The sequence below is a fragment of the Vibrio sp. Vb0349 genome (assembly GCF_033338975.1).
The window spans coordinates 36,507-54,406 of sequence record NZ_JAWOTS010000008.1 but is presented as its reverse complement, the minus strand read 5'-3'; the positions used below and the strand labels follow the sequence as shown (position 1 = coordinate 54,406).

At 46.2% G+C, this 17,900-nt stretch carries 16 protein-coding genes; 3 read left to right on the top strand and 13 right to left on the bottom strand.

Annotated elements, in window-relative coordinates; all coding sequences use genetic code 11:
- Nucleotides 1-92 precede the first annotated feature (92 nt).
- A complete protein-coding gene (locus tag R7Q47_RS11530) occupies nt 93-983 on the top strand; it encodes a LysR family transcriptional regulator (protein ID WP_005375788.1) in 891 nt (296 codons plus the stop codon).
- A gap of 80 nt (nt 984-1,063) precedes the next feature.
- Here the strand turns inward: R7Q47_RS11530 and R7Q47_RS11525 are convergent, their stop codons facing one another.
- The 13 genes from R7Q47_RS11525 to R7Q47_RS11465 all read right to left on the bottom strand — a co-directional run bounded on the left by R7Q47_RS11525 (nt 1,064) and on the right by R7Q47_RS11465 (nt 16,002).
- A complete protein-coding gene (locus R7Q47_RS11525) occupies nt 1,064-2,170 on the bottom strand; it encodes an NADH:flavin oxidoreductase (protein WP_104976556.1) in 1,107 nt (368 codons plus the stop codon).
- A gap of 672 nt (nt 2,171-2,842) precedes the next feature.
- Nucleotides 2,843-3,709 (bottom strand): heme o synthase, encoded by an 867-nt coding sequence (gene cyoE, locus R7Q47_RS11520; protein WP_021036012.1) that lies wholly within the window; start codon nt 3,707-3,709, stop codon nt 2,843-2,845.
- A gap of 8 nt (nt 3,710-3,717) precedes the next feature.
- Nucleotides 3,718-4,029 carry a cytochrome o ubiquinol oxidase subunit IV gene (cyoD, locus tag R7Q47_RS11515; RefSeq protein ID WP_012842490.1) on the bottom strand — a complete coding sequence of 104 codons (312 nt, stop codon included), beginning with the start codon at nt 4,027-4,029 and terminating at the stop codon, nt 3,718-3,720.
- Nucleotides 4,029-4,631 (bottom strand): cytochrome o ubiquinol oxidase subunit III, encoded by a 603-nt coding sequence (gene cyoC / locus R7Q47_RS11510; RefSeq protein ID WP_005375782.1) that lies wholly within the window; start codon nt 4,629-4,631, stop codon nt 4,029-4,031. The genes cyoD and cyoC overlap by 1 nt, the downstream gene beginning before the upstream one ends.
- Nucleotides 4,621-6,657 carry a cytochrome o ubiquinol oxidase subunit I gene (gene cyoB, locus R7Q47_RS11505; protein ID WP_005375781.1) on the bottom strand — a complete coding sequence of 679 codons (2,037 nt, stop codon included), beginning with the start codon at nt 6,655-6,657 and terminating at the stop codon, nt 4,621-4,623. Before cyoB ends, cyoC begins: the two co-directional genes overlap by 11 nt.
- A gap of 5 nt (nt 6,658-6,662) precedes the next feature.
- Nucleotides 6,663-7,544 (bottom strand): ubiquinol oxidase subunit II, encoded by an 882-nt coding sequence (gene cyoA / locus R7Q47_RS11500; RefSeq protein ID WP_005388604.1) that lies wholly within the window; start codon nt 7,542-7,544, stop codon nt 6,663-6,665.
- A 797-nt stretch (nt 7,545-8,341) separates the two neighbouring features.
- Nucleotides 8,342-9,100, bottom strand: coding sequence for an SDR family oxidoreductase (locus tag R7Q47_RS11495; protein ID WP_005375778.1), 759 nt, complete (start codon nt 9,098-9,100; stop codon nt 8,342-8,344).
- 110 nt (nt 9,101-9,210) lie between these two features.
- Nucleotides 9,211-10,116 carry a 3-hydroxyisobutyrate dehydrogenase gene (mmsB, locus tag R7Q47_RS11490; RefSeq protein ID WP_005375775.1) on the bottom strand — a complete coding sequence of 302 codons (906 nt, stop codon included), beginning with the start codon at nt 10,114-10,116 and terminating at the stop codon, nt 9,211-9,213.
- 11 nt (nt 10,117-10,127) lie between these two features.
- Entirely contained in the window at nt 10,128-11,267 is a 1,140-nt protein-coding gene (locus R7Q47_RS11485) for an enoyl-CoA hydratase/isomerase family protein (RefSeq protein ID WP_248486258.1), read from the bottom strand.
- A gap of 8 nt (nt 11,268-11,275) precedes the next feature.
- Nucleotides 11,276-12,061, bottom strand: a complete 786-nt coding sequence (locus R7Q47_RS11480) for an enoyl-CoA hydratase (RefSeq protein WP_145472032.1) — start codon at nt 12,059-12,061, stop codon at nt 11,276-11,278.
- Nucleotides 12,062-12,099: 38 nt separating this feature from the next.
- A complete protein-coding gene (locus tag R7Q47_RS11475) occupies nt 12,100-13,254 on the bottom strand; it encodes an acyl-CoA dehydrogenase family protein (RefSeq protein ID WP_054729373.1) in 1,155 nt (384 codons plus the stop codon).
- Between the two features lie 19 nt (nt 13,255-13,273).
- Nucleotides 13,274-14,767 (bottom strand): CoA-acylating methylmalonate-semialdehyde dehydrogenase, encoded by a 1,494-nt coding sequence (locus R7Q47_RS11470; protein ID WP_172563963.1) that lies wholly within the window; start codon nt 14,765-14,767, stop codon nt 13,274-13,276.
- Nucleotides 14,768-14,790: 23 nt separating this feature from the next.
- Complete coding sequence (locus tag R7Q47_RS11465; protein WP_248486253.1) at nt 14,791-16,002, bottom strand: thiolase family protein; 1,212 nt, start codon at nt 16,000-16,002, stop codon at nt 14,791-14,793.
- 275 nt (nt 16,003-16,277) lie between these two features.
- Here R7Q47_RS11465 and R7Q47_RS11460 point away from each other — a divergent pair, with 275 nt between their 5' ends.
- Nucleotides 16,278-16,652 carry a MerR family transcriptional regulator gene (locus tag R7Q47_RS11460; RefSeq protein WP_017821195.1) on the top strand — a complete coding sequence of 125 codons (375 nt, stop codon included), beginning with the start codon at nt 16,278-16,280 and terminating at the stop codon, nt 16,650-16,652.
- Between the two features lie 66 nt (nt 16,653-16,718).
- Entirely contained in the window at nt 16,719-17,888 is a 1,170-nt protein-coding gene (locus R7Q47_RS11455) for an isovaleryl-CoA dehydrogenase (protein WP_213893353.1), read from the top strand.
- Nucleotides 17,889-17,900 lie beyond the last annotated feature (12 nt).

Below are 17,900 nucleotides of genomic sequence, written 5' to 3'. Positions count from 1 at the left end.
ATAAATCTAACGGTAAATTTTTGACATTTGATAAATTAAACTTATCACCCTGTTTAAAATAACGTAAATAAAGGGATTAGGAGGCATTAGGGATGAGTATTAAGCTTCAACAATTAATGCATTTTGTGATGGTAGTCGAGGAAGGAGGCTTTCGAGCCGCTTCACATCGTGCAAATCGTTCTCAGGCGGCACTGTCAACATCGATAAAAGAGCTTGAAAAAATTCTAGGGCAAACGCTGTTTGAACCCGGAAACAAAACCAAATTGACCCCGTTTGGTGAAATTTGTCTTCCCAAAGTGGTTCAGTTTCTCAATATCTACAGTGCACTAGACAACGATCTCAAAGCAGCCGCTGCCGGACAGCAAGGGAGAGTGCGAATTGCTAGCGTTCCTTCTGTTGCAGCGAAGCTCATTCCTAGCGTGTTGGGCGCCTTTTGCGAACAGTATCCAAATGTAGAAGTAAGCTTGATAGACGATAATGCCGCTGGCGTCGAGGCTCGCCTACTCTCCGGTGAGGTCGACTTAGCGCTCGGTAACCCCTCTCACCTCGATGAGGGCGGCATTGACTTTACGCCGCTGTTAGCCGATCCAATAGGCGTGGTGTGTTTAAAGGACAACCCTATTGCGAGTCATCCAGAAGGAATCGAGTGGCAAACTTTGTTGGAACAACCCTTTATCCGTAACGGCACTTGTACACTTCTCGATCCAACCCCAGCAAGAGCTCTGAGTCAGCAAGCGCTCTATTCGGTCGAAAATATTACTTCGCTGTTTTCTGTCTTAGAACTTGGGATTGGTGTCACGACCCTACCGAAGCTTGCTTTCCCAACCAATGAAACACGCTTGGTTTGGATTCCGCTTATCGATCCACCACTTGAAAGGCAAATTGGTATATTTACGTTAACCGATCGCACGATCTCGCCTCAAGCTAAAGCATTTCACGATCTTTGTGTGCATTATTTAAACTATCAAAAAGAAGATAAATAATGGTTCGATTAACATGCGGATAATTAAAAGCCTCCATATTCAGAGTGGAGGCTAATTTGTATTTGTGTATTCGCTTCGTTCTATTTTTTGCGACGATTTCGGTTCTTATACACCACGCAAAAGTTACCACGCTTGGTACGACACTTTGAGCAACGTTCACAATCTACTGGTGCGCGATTGCCTTCTTTCCAACGTTTGATCAACTGTGGCTCAGCCAATAAAGGGCGTGACACAGCAAAAAATTGGATACCTGTGTTTTCTGCAATTTTCTCAATCGCATCAATGTCGCTCAGCCCGCCGACAGTAATCACCGGTATGCTAACGTCCTGACTGATCACGTGACCATATTCGTGAAAGTAACCTTCTTCTTGTAGTGTGTAACCATCGAACGTTTGACCAACAAGTTCGTTTGCTTTGCCGTGAACATTGCCAGATACGATGATCGCATCAACGCCTATTTCTTCAAGTTTCTTGCAGACGACGCGAGTTTCATTGAACGTTAAACCGCCGTCAAAGAACTCTGTTGCCGTCAGTTTAACGAGGATGGGAAATTCGCTTCCAACCAGCTTTCTGGTTTCAGAATAAATTTCTAAAAGAAAGCGCATGCGATTTTCTAAGTCACCACCATATTCGTCTTCGCGACGATTATAGTACGGGCTTAAAAACTGGTTAATTAAATAAGTGTGCGCCGCATGAATCTCTACGCCGTCAAAACCAGCGTCTTGAGCACGTTTACTCGCCAATGCGAATGCCTTTACGATGTAGTCTATTTCGTCCTTTGTCATCGCTTTGCCTTGCGTATTTGTACCACGCTCAGGCACGTCACTCGGAGCGAAGATGACACGCTCACCGACGTTATGGGTGGTTTTGGTGCCACCGTAAGCAATTTGCATCACGATTTTAGAATCTTGTTGATGTACTAGCTCTGTTAGCTTTTTGTATTCTTCAATAAAAGAGTCGTTGTAGATCCCCATCATACCTGCGTTGGGTTTCTCTTCTTCAACGATATTGGCATAACCCGTGACAATAAGCCCAACTTCCCCTTTCGCAAGCGTTTCGTAAATATCGTAAAGCTTTGCCGTCATGTGACCATCTTCGGTCGCCAGGTTCTCCCACGTTGCGCTTCGCACAAAACGGTTCTTTAGGGTCATGTTGCCAATGCGGGCTTCGGAAAACAAAATGCTCAAAACCAGTCCTCTTAAAGTTGTCTTTATGTTTTATCTTTTCGCAAGTAAACAAGAACGAAAAAGGAACAGCGATACACGATGTATGGCTGTTCCTTCTCTGAATCCTTGAGAGCTGCAAACTACAGGCGCACCTTAATGCCTCGGAGACGACAAAACTTTAATCTGGGTTAAGGTTTAGTGAGTTTTTAGATCATGTAAAAGGATGATTCTTAATCGTGTTCATTTCACTGGAGTTAAGATGCTTCCTCTCCCACTTTCAGTAGTAAAACTTGTGTATTTCGCTAGCAGGTGATTCAACTCAAACATTCACATTGTTAGTTTGTATGCTGCTATGAGAACTAGCACTCCCCCCAAATGTTTACATTACAAACTATCGATATTGAATTCTCATATGGTAAGTAGAGTTATTGCGCTGTTTATACTTTTTGGCTTAATAGTCGCTATCTCTTGGCATTATTACGCGTCAGCGGAAACGCGCGATCCACTATGTTTTACACACTGGTTGTTTTTGCTTTTAGATATGAATACGTGATAGTGAAGCTAGAGGAGGAACAGGAAAAACAGTGAAAATAAAGGACAATAGAAAGTTAAATGACCTTACTTCCAGGTAAGGCCATTCATGCATTCAGCAGCAAAAGATATTGGCGTTTAGCAAACGCTTAGGTTTGGTTGTTACAGAGCTAGAGGAATCAACTCGACACCAAGCACACCACTGATCCCCATCACCACTAGCAGTGAGACTTTAAACACCGACTTTGACCAAGCGATGTAGTTGTTGTCATCAATGCTGCGAAAGGTCACTTTCGTCCACATAAAGCAAACAACCGCTGCAACCGCTAAGTATTCATACCCGGCTTCACCTAGTAAAAATAACCCCAACGATACTGCTCCAAACGCCACGACATACGCTTTCATGTGTCGATGCGCTTTATGAATACCTTCTTTAACTGGCAATACGGGAATCCCGGCTTCTCGGTAGTCTTGCATGCGGAACATGGCAATGGCATAAGAGTGCGGCATTTGCCAGAGACAGAACATGGTAAAGAGTAAAATCGCTTCCAAGCTAATGAAGTTTGTTACCGCCAAGTAACCCACCAATGGCGGAACTGCGCCTGAGATACTTCCCACTAAGGTTCCATACACCGAGTTACGTTTGTACCACATCGTGTAAAAGAACACGTAATACACGTAACCAAGCAACACGACGACAGCGGATAGTGGGTTCACTCGGATAAATAACAGTGCGGTTCCTACCAGCAATAAAGCAAGTGCATAAACAAACGCAATATCGATATTGATGTTGCCTTTCACTGTTTCACGATTTCGTGTACGTGCCATCTTTTGGTCGATATCACGATCGAAAATATTATTCACCACACAACCTGAAGCGATGACTAACCCAACACCAACTAACGTCGTAACGAACAACATTAGACTGGCTGGTTCTGTTTTTGCGGCGAGGAAGAACCCCGCCGCAACAGAAATCAGGTTGCCGAAAATAATGCCCGGTTTAGTGATAGACAAATAACTTTTCAGCATACCTTGACCTACAACTTCATGTTGACGTTCATGTTATAGATGATCCATACCGAGCCAGCGATAAGGATAAGTACAACAATGGCGGTAAACATCAGTGATACAAGGTTCCACCGTCCGTCAGATGTTTTTGTTTCCATGTGCAAGAAGTATTTAAAGTGAACAAATATCTGCACTAATGCACATCCAAATAGAATCGCATAGGTCGTTGTATCTGGTAATGATTTCGTCCAAACAAAGTAGAACGGAATTACCGTCAGAATCAGTGAGGCAATAAAGCCTTTCACGTAATCTGACGCACTGGTTTCTACATGTTGATCCATTACATTACCCCCAGTAAGTAAACGATGGTAAAGACACAAATCCAAACGATATCTAGAAAGTGCCAGAATAGACTTAGGCAGTTAAAGCGCATTGCCATATTGTCGTTCAGACCTTTCGTCGACAGTTGGTGATATGCTACCGCTAACCAAATCAGACCAAAGGTTACGTGCAGGCCGTGCGTACCAACCAACGTAAAGAATGCCGACAGAAATGCACTTGTTTGTGGGCCATAGCCTTCTTCAATCAGGTGATGGAACTCATAGACCTCCATACAGATAAAACCAAGACCAAGTGCGAACGTGACTAACATCCAACGTTTGAGACCAGCAACGTTGTTGCGCTTCATCGCGATAATGCCAAAACCAAATGTGATACTGCTAAACAGCAGCAGCATGGTTTCGACAAACACGAATGGGAGTTCGAAAATGTCTTTACCTGTTGGGCCCGCAATTGAATTGCTCGACAGCACAGCGTATGTCGCAAACAAGGTCGCAAACAATACACAGTCACTCATCAGGTAAACCCAGAAGCCAAATAGCTTGTTGCCATTCGTGTCATGGTGGTGATCATGGTCGTGATGTGCTGCGATATTAGTTTGCATACGTCACCTCCAGATCATCTTTACTTTCGCTGTCTTTCACTGAGTTTTTCTTCGCTTCTTCAAGCTGAGCTCGACGTTCGGCCTCAATTGCTTTGATCTCTTCAACTTCCACGTAGTAATCCACATCATCGTTATAGCTATGTTGAATACACGTCACGATAATACCGACCAAACTTGCCGCCGCTAGCCACCAGATGTACCAAATCATGCCGAAGCCAAATAGGAGCGACCAAGCCGACACGTAGATGCCTGTTGCCGTGTTTTTTGGCATATGAATACGTTCGTATTCCACTTCTTTAGTTGGATCGAACTCGCCACTTTGTTTCTGGTACCAGAAGGCATCCAGCACATCACCTTTTGGTAGGTGCGCAAAGTTGTAGAACGGCGGTGGAGACGATGTTGCCCACTCAAGAGTACGTCCACCCCACGGGTCACCAGTTAAATCACGGTTTTGCTCGCGGTCACGGATACTCACGTAAATTTGGATGAACTGAGACAATACGCCCAGCGCAATCACAACCGTACCTGCTGCGGCAATCGACAACAGTGGGAAGTATTCTGGGTTGATGTCTTGGCTTAAACGACGAGTCATCCCCATAAAGCCCAGCGCATAAAGCGGTAGGAACGCCATTAAGAAACCAATAATCCAAAGATAGAACGCACGTTTGCCCCAAGTTTCATTCATGGTGAAACCGGTCGCTTTCGGGAACCAGTAAGTGATCGCAGCGAAACATCCAAACACCACACCACCGATGATAACGTTGTGGAAGTGAGCGATAAGGAATACTGAGTTATGCAGAACGAAATCTGCACCCGGAACAGCCATTAGTACGCCCGTCATACCACCAACAGTAAAGGTGATCAGGAAACCCACCGTCCACATCATTGGCGTCGTAAAGCGGATGCGGCCTTTGTACATGGTGAATAGCCAGTTGAAGATCTTCACCCCTGTTGGGATAGAAATGATCATCGTGGCAATACCGAAGAAGGCATTTACGTTCGCGCCAGACCCCATCGTAAAGAAGTGGTGTAGCCAAACAACAAAGGCAAGAATCGTGATAACTACGGTCGCCCAAACTAGCGATGTGTAACCGAACAACTTTTTACGTGAGAAGGTTGCGGTGACTTCTGAGAACACACCAAAAATTGGCAAGATCAAAATGTACACTTCTGGGTGACCCCAAGCCCAAATCAGGTTGACGTACATCATTACGTTGCCGCCAAGATCATTGGTAAAGAAGTGCATGCCTAGGTATCTATCCAGCGTAAGCAGAGCGATAGTCACCGTTAGGATTGGGAATGAAATGATGATCAAAATGTTTGCACACAGAGACGCCCAAGTGAAAACTGGCATCTTCATCATTGGCATAGACGGTGTACGCATACGCAAAATGGTCGCGAAGAAGTTCACGCCTGTTAACGTCGTACCAACACCTGATATCTGCAGCGCCCAAATCCAATAGTCGACCCCGACTCCTGGGCTTGCCTCAATACCTGAAAGCGGCGGATACGCTAGCCAACCTGTACGACCAAATTCACCTAAGCCGAGAGACATGTTTGTTAGGATGACACCAACAACAAACAGCCAGAAGCTCAAGTTATTCAGATACGGGAAAGCCACGTCACGTGCACCAATCTGCAATGGCACGATGATGTTCATCAAACCAATGACCAATGGCATCGCTACAAAAAAGATCATGATCACGCCGTGGGCAGTAAAAATTTGATCGTAGTGATGCGGTGGCAAGTAACCTGCTTCACCCGCAGAAGAAAGGAGTTGCTGACTACGCATCATGACTGCGTCAGCAAAACCACGAACAAGCATCACCATCGCTACTGCGATGTACATGAAGCCAAGTTTTTTATGGTCTACTGAAGTAAACCATTCATTCCACAAATATTGCCACTTTCCGGCTTTGGTCACCGCGTAAACTACGGCTAAACCAACCAGCGCCACAACCGCTAGGGTGATGACGATAATAGGTTCGTGGAATGGAACTGAATCAAGAGTTAATCTTCCAAACATTACGATTATCCTTGGTTTTCAGGCAAACAGTTCATTGAACCAGGATGCTGAGTCACAACGTCGGTGAACAAGAACGGAGGAACGCTAGAGAACAAAGTGACTGGCTCTGCGATACTTGGCGCTGCCAGTGAGCTGTATTGCTCCCAATCTTCAATACGATCAGGGCTCGCCTTCACTTTCTGCACCCAATTTAGGAACGCAGCACGATCTGACATTGCTGAAGCTGTGAACTTCATTTGCGAAAAGCCTTCGCCGCTGTAGTTCGATGCAAAACCCTTGTAGTCACCTTCGTGGTTCGCTATCAGGTTGAGCTTGGTTACCATTCCTGGCATCGCGTAGATCTGTGTACCTAAGCGAGGGATGAAAAACGCGTTCATGATGTTGTCCGAAGTCAGTTTGAACTGCACTGGCACGTCTTTCGGGAACGCCACATAGTTCACCGTCGCAATGTTTTCTTCTGGGTAGATGAACAACCATTTCCAATCGAGTGACACCACTTCGATGGTCATTGGTTTAACATCACTTTCCAATGGTTTAGAGGGCTCTAGTTCATGAGTCGAACGCCATGTGATCGTCGCAAGAATCGCAATGATGATGATTGGAATTGTCCATACCACCACTTCGATTTTGGTCGAGTGTGACCACTCGGGTGCGTACTCTTCTTCAGTGTTAGAGGCGCGGTATCGGTAAGCGAAGTAAATCGTCATTAAAATCACAGGGATTACAACGATCAACATCAGCAAAAGAGCAGTAATAATTAACTCTTTTTCTTGCACACCAATGGCACCTTTGGGGTCAAGTAAAGCTGAATTACATCCTGAGAGCATAAGTATGACGGACGCCAAACTTCCCCTCGACAAGATGCGTTTATATCTTGAGGCTTCCATTAACTTTCTCGATGGTTGTCTGGTTTCAAAGCAGATGCCAATCAAAGTAAATAAGAGCTCACAAATAGCGCAGAGGTAATGTATGAGAACAAGAAAAACTTCGATAAGTAGTTATTCTACTTACAATTTTTCAACTTCGTCATCAAGCATTTAACCAGCTAGAATGAACCGTTATTTACTACGATACGATTGGTATCAAGCCAAGAACCAGTTGTTATAGTCATTAGAATGTTTATGTGTTGAGCATGAGTAACGTCGGGCTCAGAGCGAAACAAAACGGAATTGAGTGGAGATCAAAACCACACTCTTAGTGTGAGTTTATTGTTACACTTTGAAACACTATGTTACATTTGGCGCATTATGAGGAGTAAAAAGTTAAAGCTCATTAGCCACAACTGGAAACTAACCTTCCATTAATGGAAGTTACACACTTTAAATCGAATATTAACCTCAACACGAATTTCTCGTGCTTCAACAATTAATTATTTAAAAACAAATAGTTGAAACTTAAAATTGATGAGACTGACTATCAACTTCATTTACGCAGATAGCCTTAATGAGAAGCGGAAACTAAAAAACCAAAAGTGTGATCAGCATCAAATTAATGATTTCACTTAATATTTGAGTGGTATTTACATCTCTTTATTGGATTGTGAGATATCATTCTCAAGGTAAATCCAAACATAAGTTGTAAATACATTTGGGTTGCGCAGAATTAGCACTCCACAACATAGAAAATGTTGAAATGGAAAGAGACTTATTATTCAGGTCTATCAGAGCCTTATTTCAGTGATCACTTACATACGAATGCCGCCATCCACTTCTAAAACCCTGCCAGTAAAGTAATCACTCTCAATAATGTATTTTACTGCATGCGCGATTTCGCTTGTTTCGCCCATCCTGCCAACTGGGATCATCTTTTCTAATCGCTCTATGGCTTCGGGTTTCATTTGCTCTGCCATCGCGGTATGAACTACACCTGGTGCAACCGCCGCCGCGCGAATACCGTATCTTGCGAGCTCACGAGCCCATGTTGTCGCCATGGTCGCGACCGCCGCTTTTGACGCAGAATAATTGGTTTGTCCGATATTCCCAGCTCTCGCAACACTAGAAATATTGATGATAACGCCTTGGGAGCCACTCTCAATCATCTTGACGGCAGCTTCACGCCCACACAAAAACGTTCCTGTCACGTTAACGTTCATGACCAAGTTGAATTGATCCAAAGACATCTTACTGATCACGCCATCTTTTGCTTTTACAAGTAACCCATCTCTTAACACGCCAGCGTTATTGACTAACCCATTGAGTTGACCAAAATCTTGGATAATCGCTTCAAACGTGGTTTCAACGTCGATTTCGTTGGTGACATCCACTTGATATGTCAACGCTTTCGCACTCAGCATTCGACACTGCTCTTGTGTTTCCATTAAGCCACTGGCGTTTACATCCAACAACGCTAAATCAGCGCCAGCTTGAGCAAGGGTAATGGCCATCATTTGCCCAAGCCCCTGCCCTGCTCCTGTAATGGCAATAACACTACTTTTTATGTCCATATTGGTGCACTCCATAGCTCGTAATGTTCTCTATCTCAACCAGTCTAAGTTGGCCGAAATGATGCGCGTTTTAGGTCACCATCTCGGGCTGGTTTGTCACAAAACTCGGTCTAGCCTTTCTTACTCTTGTATAACTCAAATAAGCTTGAGAAATCGAGCTCGCCGTGGCCGCTCGCGTTGTGGAAAGAATATAAGTTGCGCGCTAACGACCCCATCGGAACCGAAGAATGTGTTTGTAACGCCGCATCTAACCCCAAGCCGAGATCTTTTAGCATGAGTTTGCTCATAAAGCCCGGCTGGTAATCGTGACTGGCTGGCGCACTGTCCATCACACCTGGGCAAGGATTGTAAAGCTCCAATGCCCAATTTCGGCCAGAGCTTTGCAGCATGATGTTTGATAGCACTTTTGGATCGAGTCCATGATCGATACCTAGGTTTAATGCCTCGCACGTACCAGACATTAAAATGCCGAGCATAAGGTTGTTACAGATTTTCGCCATTTGACCATCGCCTGCTTTGCCAGCATGGAAAACATTTTTTCCCATATACTGCAAAATCGCATTGGCTTTAGAAAACGCTTGATCCGAACCACCAACAATAAAGGTTAATGTCGCCGCTTTAGCGCCAGCAACGCCCCCCGAAACGGGTGCGTCGACAAACAACACGCGTTTATTTGCCGCTTCATTGGCGACTAATCGCGCGGAGTCCGGATCAATCGTTGAACAATCAATCATCAAGGTACTTGGCGAGACAAGATTGAGAACACCTACGCCACCATGTAAGTCACCAAGATACACGGAACGAACGTGAGACCCTGCTGGTAGCATCGTGATGACTGTGCTAGCACCATCCACGACTTCCTCAATAGAGCTCGCCACCACCGCACCAAAAGGTACTAGTTGCTTTGCGGCTTCGCTATCGACATCGAATACTTGCACGTTAAATCCAGACGCGAGTAAGTTTTGCGCCATCGGATGCCCCATTCTTCCTAAACCGATAAATGCGATGGTACTCATGATCATTCTCCTTATTGACCTAGTGTTTGTTCACCCAAATCAGCAAGCGGATGTTCGTCATCCGGCCAAAGTGAGGTAAACAAGGTATCGATGACATCTTCATCGACTTCACTGACACTGTTAAACATCCAGTTAGGTTCGCCATCCCGGTCAATAAGCCGAGAACGGACGCCCTCTTTAAACTCACCTAATAAGGCACTGCGAACCGACAAACTCAACTCTAAACGGAAGCAATCTGCAAGCGGTAAGCTGTGGTACTCTTTCACTTGTCTAAAGCAAATATGCGCGGTGATCGGACTGCCCGATGCGAACGTTTGTTTCGCGTTTTCTATCCACTGGCTATTCCCTTCGATAGTCATGATTCGCTGTGCTATCGCATTAAGATCAAAGCCTTTGCACGCTTCCTCTATCTGATCTAAGTATGGACAAATTTGCGTGGTTGGTTTGCTATCAATAACCTGTTCTTCCATTAATTTTAGTAGCGCAGTTACCAACTCTTTCGCATCTTCTTTGCCCCACTGGAGCCGCTTTAGCTCATCCAGTAAGGTGGGATACTGCTCTTCCAACAGTAACCAATCGGCCAAACCAATAGTGACAGCGTCACTTGAATTTACCATTGAACCTGTCAATCCGAGGAATAAGCCCACTTGCGGATCTATCTGGCTTAAAAACCACGTACCTCCCACATCAGGATACAGTCCGATATTGATTTCTGGCATAGCAAGGCGTGATGTTGTTGTCACAACTTTATGGCTGGTTCCCATAAAAAGCCCCATCCCACCGCCCATGACAATACCTTCTCCCCAACCGATAATGGGTTTGTTGTAAGTGTGGATGAGATAGTCACACTCATACTCCAACGAGAAATAGTTCGTACAGAACTCTACGATTTTTTCTTTACTCTCGTTATGCATGACGTGATACATAGCTCGAACATCACCACCAGCACAGAATGCTTTTTCTCCAGCGCCAGTCAGTACCACACAAGCCATATGCGGATCGTCTTGCCACTTGATAAGCTGATCGTTAAGTTGGACTAACATGTCATACGTCAATGCATTCAATGAAGCGGTGTTGTCTAACGTTGCGATACCAATGCGGTGCACGCCATCTAAGCACTCTATTTCACTAATGGTTACCATCCCTGCCATGTGGCCTCCTATCGGTTTTTCCATTGCGGTGGGCGTTTTTCTAAAAAGGCGCGAACACCCTCAACTTGATCTTCCGTATCAAAAAGATTCAGAAACAACTCTCGCTCTTTCATTAAGCCGTGCTTCAGTGGCGCAGAGCGCATATTTTGAATGAGCGCCTTACATGCGGCGACAGAAGATGGCGACTGGTTCGCAACAGATTCAGCAAGCTCCAGCGCTTTACTTAAAGCTTCGCCTTTGGGAACCAACTCCTCAACTAGGCCTAGTTCTTTTGCTTTGTCAGCGCTGACTTGCTCTCCACATAAAATGATACGCTTTGCCCAGCCTTCCCCTACTAACGCTGTGAGGTTTTGGGTACCGCCAGCGCAGGGCAAAAGTCCGACTTTGGCTTCAGGTAAAGCAAGTACCGCTTGCTCTTCAACGACTCGAATATCACAAGCTAATGCCACTTCTAAACCTCCACCCATGGCGTAACCATTAATAGCGGCAATGGAAACACCACGGAATTCCGAGAGCGTTTCAAACGCTTCACCAAAGCATCGCGCCATGTCTAACGCAACCGCTTTGTCACCGTCAGAAAATAGCTTGAGATCTGCACCAGCAGAGAAAAACTTTTCTCCACTGCCGGTTAAAACCAGTGCGTAGACCTGCTTATCATTGTTAAGTGTGAGTATCAGCGACTTCAGTACCTTGAGGCTCTCTGCTGTCCACGTATTGGCTGGCGGGTTGTTCATCGTCACCACCGCAACGTGATTAGTGATCGTATGTTGAATGGCTTCTTGGGTTAATGGCATATCTGAATCCTTTCTCAATGAGCAAATCCAATACTTCGCTACAGCAAGGCCGACTCCTCAGAGAGCAAACGACGTGCGATGATCAAGCGCATGATTTCGTTCGTTCCCTCCAGAATTTGATGCACACGCACATCTCTGAAATGACGCTCCATTGGATACTCTTTGATGTAACCATAGCCACCATAAAGCTGCAGCGCGTGGTCGCAAACCTGAAAACCTACATCGGTTGCGAACCGTTTTGCCATCGCGCAATAAGCCGTGGCATCTGGGTCATTTCGGTCGAGCTTGCTGGCGGCATAGCGCACTAACTGCCGAGCAGCCACTAGCTCTGTCGCCATGTCTGCTAATTTGAATTGTAAGGCTTGAAACTGCGCAAGCGACTTGCCGAACTGCTTACGCTCCTGAATGTATTGTGTCGCCTGTTCAAGGGCCTGTTGAGCCGTACCGACGGAACAGGTCGCAATATTTATACGCCCTCCATCAAGCCCTTTCATCGCAAAGACAAAACCTTGCCCTTCTTCGCCCAGTAAATGGCTAGCTGGAATAACGACATTTTCAAAAGTAACCGCTCGTGTTGGTTGGCTGTTCCAACCCATTTTGGGTTCTTTGCGCCCATAGCTGATACCATCTGCGTGAGCAGGAACAACAAATGCAGACACGCCTTTGGCACCCGCTTCTCCGGTTCGCGCCATCACGACCAAAACATCTGTCTCTCCTGCGCCAGAGATAAAGGTTTTGCCGCCGTTGATGACATACTTATCTCCCTTTTTTGTAGCGGAAGTGGTCAGTGCAGCGGCGTCTGATCCTGCGTTAGGCTCAGTTAAGCAATAGGAGCCTAACCACTCCCCCGTAACTAATTTCGGACAGAACTGCGTTTTGGCTTCATCGGTAGCAAAACTGGCTATCATCCAACTGACCATGTTGTGAATCGTCATAAACGCCGTAGTGGACGTACATCCCATGGCCAGTTGTTCAAAGATAATTGAAGCATCCAAACGGCTTAACCCTAAGCCGCCATGTTCTTCTGGTGTGTAGAGACTAAGAAACCCCAGTTCCCCCGCCTCTCTCAATACGTCTTTGGGGAAAATCTGCTTTTCATCCCACTCCGCCGCCATCGGTGCTAAACGCTCATCGGCAAATTGTTGAGCGGTATCGGCAAATGCACGTTGATCTTCATTAAGTTCAAAGTCCATAAAAGCTCCTTTTATTCACTCAGCGCAGTTGGATGGTCAAATTAGGCCCCGTTGGAATATCGTCATCAAACCAACGCGCCGTCACCGTTTTGGTCTCGGTATAAAAACGTACCGCTTGTTTACCATACGCATGTAAATCACCATAGAAACTGCCTCTCCAACCAGTAAAGGAGAAAAATGGTAAAGGGACTGGAATAGGCACATTGATCCCAACCTGACCGACTTGAATGTCATGCTGATATTTTCTCGCAGCAGCGCCATTAGCGGTAAATATAGAAGTTCCATTGCCGTAAGGGTTGCGATTCACTAACTCAATAGCTTCTTGCAACGTTTCGACTTCCATACAAACTAAGACAGGGCCAAATATCTCTTGCGTGTAAATCGACATGTTCGCTGTTACACCGCTAAACAAGGTTGGGCCAATCCAGTTTCCATCGGGAAAGCCGTCCACTTCACACTGACTGCCATCGAGTTCACACACTGCGCCTTGTTGTTTGCCATCTTCGATTAGGTCCAATACGCGTTGCTTGGCTTGCTCACTGATCAGTGGGCCATAAGCAGCCTGTTCATCATCCCAAGGCCCTGGGTGTACTTTCGCCATTGCCTGTTTGAGGTCTGTAATCCATTGTTTTGAATCGCCGACAAATACCGCAACAGAAATTGCCATACAACGCTGCCCCGCCGCCCCAACGGAGGCTCCGATTAGGTTATTCACCACTTGTTCCTTGTTCGCATCAGGCATGATCACCATGTGATTTTTTGCACCTGCAAAAGCTTGAACACGTTTAAAATGTTTAGTCCCTGTGGTGTAGATATAACGGGCAACGGGAACCGAGCCAACAAATGACACCGCTCGAATATCAGGATGAGCCAGAAGAAAGTCGACTTGCTCTTTGCGGCCATGAACGATCTGCAACACTCCTTTCGGCGCACCAGCTTGCTCAAATAGTTCAGCTAAACGAATAGAGGTCAATGGCACTTGTTCGGAGGGTTTGAGCACAAACGTATTGCCCGCAGCGATAGCGATTGGGAACATCCACAACGGAATCATGGCTGGAAAGTTAAACGGCGTAATGCCGCAACACACACCTAGGGGCTGAATCATTGAGTAACTATCAATATCCGTGGCAACGTTTTCGACGGTTTCTCCCATCATATTGCTGGCAATGTTTGCAGCCTGCTCAACCACCTCGATACCACGCCACACATCGCCTTTGGCATCCGCTAAAATCTTACCCGTTTCATGAGAAAGCAGTGTGGCAAGCTCATCATGATGCTCTTTGAGCAAGTGCTGATAACGCAGCATAACTCGGGCACGCTCGGATATTGCCACTTCCTTCCAAGATTGGAATGTCTCTTTCGCATTATCAATGGCGGCTTCCATCTCGTGCTCTGTGGAACATGGAACGTACGCAATGACATCATTAGTGGCGGGATTGGTTACCTCAACCCAATCCGATGTTTGAGATTCACGAAACTCGCCACCAATAAACAAGGGAACCAAACGAGTCATCATTTACTCCTTTCTAATTTCAATTAAAGCGGTATTTCAATGCCTATCGCCGTGGCTTCTCCACCACCGATACAAAGTGACGCAACACCCCGCATCACTTTTTTGGCTTCGAGATCACCATTGGTGCCTAGCGCTTGTAGCTGACGCAAACTGTGAATCAATGTCACCAGAATTCGTGCGCCACTAGCCCCTATCGGATGCCCAAGCGCACAAGCTCCACCTTTAATATTTACTTTGCTCGTATCCAGTCCAAGTTCCGCCACCGCTATTTGTGTCACGACGGCAAAGGCTTCATTGATTTCCCACAGGTCCACTTCATAAATTGACCAATCTAGCTGGAACAGCAGTTGCTCAATTGCGTAGACGGGTGCCAAAGTAAATTCTGCAGGTTTTCTGGCATGTGTAGAGTGCGCCTTGATGATCGCAAGTGGTTTAAGCCCCTGATGACGCGCAGTGTCTTCATCCATAAGCACCAGAGCCGCCGCGCCATCTGAAATGGCACTCGAATTAGCAGCGGTCACCGTACCTTTTTCATCGAATGCAGGTTTGAGTTGAGGAATTTTACCAAGGTCAATCGAGCGAGGGTGCTCATCGTAGTCCAGCACCACTTGTTCTGACTTGGTATTGAGTGAAACCGGCGAAAGTTCATCGGCAAACAAGCCTCGCTCTTGAGCTTCCAACGCACGCTTTGCCGACATCACGGCCCATTCATCCATTTGCTCTCTGGTGAACTTAAGCCTGTCAGCGACTTGCTGAGCATAAACACCCATTAAGTGCCCTTCGTAAGCATCTTGTAGCCCATCGAGAAACATGTGGTCATACGTAGACTGGTGCCCCATGCGCATTCCCTTTCTCGCCTCCCTCAGCAAATACGGCGCATTGGTCATACTTTCCATACCACCAGCAATGGCAGAGCGAATCGTTCCAGCTTTAATGAGATCGTGCGCTAACATGACGCTCTTCATGCCAGAGCCACACACTTTGTTAATGGTGGTGCACCCTACACCCAAAGGAAGATCTGCCCCCATAGATGCTTGCCTCGCAGGAGCTTGTCCACACCCTGCTGGAAGCACACATCCCATGAACACTTCATCCACCGAAGTCACATTCACTTCGTGCATTGCCGCCTTGATCGCCAGTGCGCCTAATTGAGGAGCAGAGTAAGTTTGCAACTTGCCTTGAAAGCGCCCAATTGGCGTTCTTTTCGCGCTGACAATCCAGATGTCTTTTCCCATGATTCGCATTCCCTTAAGGTATATGTGAACACTTGGCAGACTGATGACACCCTACATAGAATTACTCACCAAGCGCCACACCAGCCTTTGTCGCCTTTTTCACTAACAAACTTTCATTCCGCGATTTCTTGACGTTTACGTAAGCATAGCACTAGCCTTTACAATGAGATGAAAAAACACACCAAGCAGGCGTTTATATTTCAAAGTTGATGTTCGACCTTCCCATTAAAGGTTCGATTTCCAGAAACTGGATTTTTATTCGAGGTAAGTATGTTATGGAAAAATACAAGATCAGTGACCTCGCCAAGGAGTTTGATATTACTACTCGCAGTATCCGGTTTTATGAAGACGTGGGTCTGATTGAACCAGAGCGAAAAGGCAATATGCGCGTTTATCAACGCAGGGATAGAATTCGCCTCAAATTGATTTTAAGAGGGAAACGACTCGGTTTTTCGTTGGCAGAAATTCGTGAACTTTTCGAGCTCTACGACATGCAACAAACCGAAGGACAGTTATTGAAAATGCTCAATATCATTGAAGAGAAACAAGCCGTCCTACAGCAACAACTCAACGACATCAGCGTCGTTATGGCAGAGTTGAATGCCGCTAAGGAGCGTTGTATTCAAACACTCAAAAGCAAGCAGACATAAACGCTATACTCAATTAGCAACACCGCTACAGGCTTTTCCACCTTACCTCTGATACCGGGAGACGTTATGAAAAGCACTTATACCCCACTCAATTTCGGACTTGGTGATACCATCGATATGCTCCGAGAGCACGTTAATGCCTTTGCTACCGAACATATTGCGCCCATCGCCGCGGAGATAGACCGCGATAACCAGTTCCCGAATCATTTATGGCCTTTGTTCGGAGAAATGGGGTTGCTTGGTGTGACCGTCGATGAAGAGCTTGGTGGTGCAGGCATGGGATACCTCGCTCACGTTGTTGCCATGGAAGAAATCAGCCGTGCCTCTGCATCTGTCGCTTTAAGCTACGGCGCTCATTCTAACCTGTGCGTCAACCAAATCTTTCGTAACGGCACGCCTTCTCAACGCGAAAAATACCTTCCAAAACTCATTGATGGTACGCACGTTGGCGCCCTAGCGATGAGTGAGCCCAATGCCGGTTCAGACGTGATAAGCATGCAACTGAAAGCGGAAAACAAGGGCGACCATTTTGTACTGAATGGCAACAAAATGTGGATAACAAACGGGCCCGATGCTGACGTAGTGGTGCTTTACGCTAAAACGGATGTCAGCGCAGGTTCACGTGGTATTACCGCATTCATTATTGAACGTAACTTCACAGGTTTCACTCATGCTCAAAAGCTGGACAAGCTAGGCATGAGAGGCTCGAATACTTGCGAACTTGTATTTAACCATTGCGTAGTGCCAAAAGAGAATATTCTTGGCGAGTTGAATAAAGGCGTCGAGGTGTTAATGAGTGGGCTGGATTACGAGCGCGTCGTCCTCGCTGCCGGACCACTCGGGATAATGCAAGCTTGCATGGACATTGTGGTCCCGTACGTACATGAACGAGAGCAGTTTGGAAAATCCATTGGCGAGTTTCAGTTAGTTCAGGGCAAGATCGCCGATATGTACTCTCGAATGAGTGCAGCAAAAGCGTATGTATATACCGTCGCAGCGGCTTGTGATCGAGGTAACGCAACACGCAAAGATGCCGCTGGCGCGATTTTGTACAGTGCAGAGCTCGCCACACAAATGGCACTCGATGCAATCCAGTTGCTCGGTGGGAATGGCTACATCAATGAATACCCTGCTGGTCGTTTGCTACGTGATGCAAAGCTTTATGAAATCGGCGCGGGTACCTCTGAGATTCGCCGCATGTTAATAGGCCGAGAGCTGTTCGAAGAATCTCGCTAACGGAACATACGA

Bases quoted from the DNA above. Each gene is read 5' to 3' on its own strand.
- R7Q47_RS11495 (WP_005375778.1), bottom strand. From the start codon at position 9,100: ATGGACATAAAAAGTAGTGTTATTGCCATTACAGGAGCAGGGCAGGGG.
- cyoA (WP_005388604.1), bottom strand. From the start codon at position 7,544: ATGGAAGCCTCAAGATATAAACGCATCTTGTCGAGGGGAAGTTTGGCG.
- R7Q47_RS11475 (WP_054729373.1), bottom strand. From the start codon at position 13,254: ATGGACTTTGAACTTAATGAAGATCAACGTGCATTTGCCGATACCGCT.
- R7Q47_RS11455 (WP_213893353.1), top strand. From the start codon at position 16,719: ATGAAAAGCACTTATACCCCACTCAATTTCGGACTTGGTGATACCATC.
- mmsB (WP_005375775.1), bottom strand. From the start codon at position 10,116: ATGAGTACCATCGCATTTATCGGTTTAGGAAGAATGGGGCATCCGATG.
- R7Q47_RS11470 (WP_172563963.1), bottom strand. From the start codon at position 14,767: ATGACTCGTTTGGTTCCCTTGTTTATTGGTGGCGAGTTTCGTGAATCT.
- R7Q47_RS11480 (WP_145472032.1), bottom strand. From the start codon at position 12,061: ATGCCATTAACCCAAGAAGCCATTCAACATACGATCACTAATCACGTT.
- R7Q47_RS11530 (WP_005375788.1), top strand. From the start codon at position 93: ATGAGTATTAAGCTTCAACAATTAATGCATTTTGTGATGGTAGTCGAG.
- R7Q47_RS11460 (WP_017821195.1), top strand. From the start codon at position 16,278: ATGGAAAAATACAAGATCAGTGACCTCGCCAAGGAGTTTGATATTACT.
- R7Q47_RS11465 (WP_248486253.1), bottom strand. From the start codon at position 16,002: ATGGGAAAAGACATCTGGATTGTCAGCGCGAAAAGAACGCCAATTGGG.
- R7Q47_RS11485 (WP_248486258.1), bottom strand. From the start codon at position 11,267: ATGGCAGGGATGGTAACCATTAGTGAAATAGAGTGCTTAGATGGCGTG.
- cyoD (WP_012842490.1), bottom strand. From the start codon at position 4,029: ATGGATCAACATGTAGAAACCAGTGCGTCAGATTACGTGAAAGGCTTT.
- cyoE (WP_021036012.1), bottom strand. From the start codon at position 3,709: ATGCTGAAAAGTTATTTGTCTATCACTAAACCGGGCATTATTTTCGGC.
- cyoC (WP_005375782.1), bottom strand. From the start codon at position 4,631: ATGCAAACTAATATCGCAGCACATCACGACCATGATCACCACCATGAC.
- cyoB (WP_005375781.1), bottom strand. From the start codon at position 6,657: ATGTTTGGAAGATTAACTCTTGATTCAGTTCCATTCCACGAACCTATT.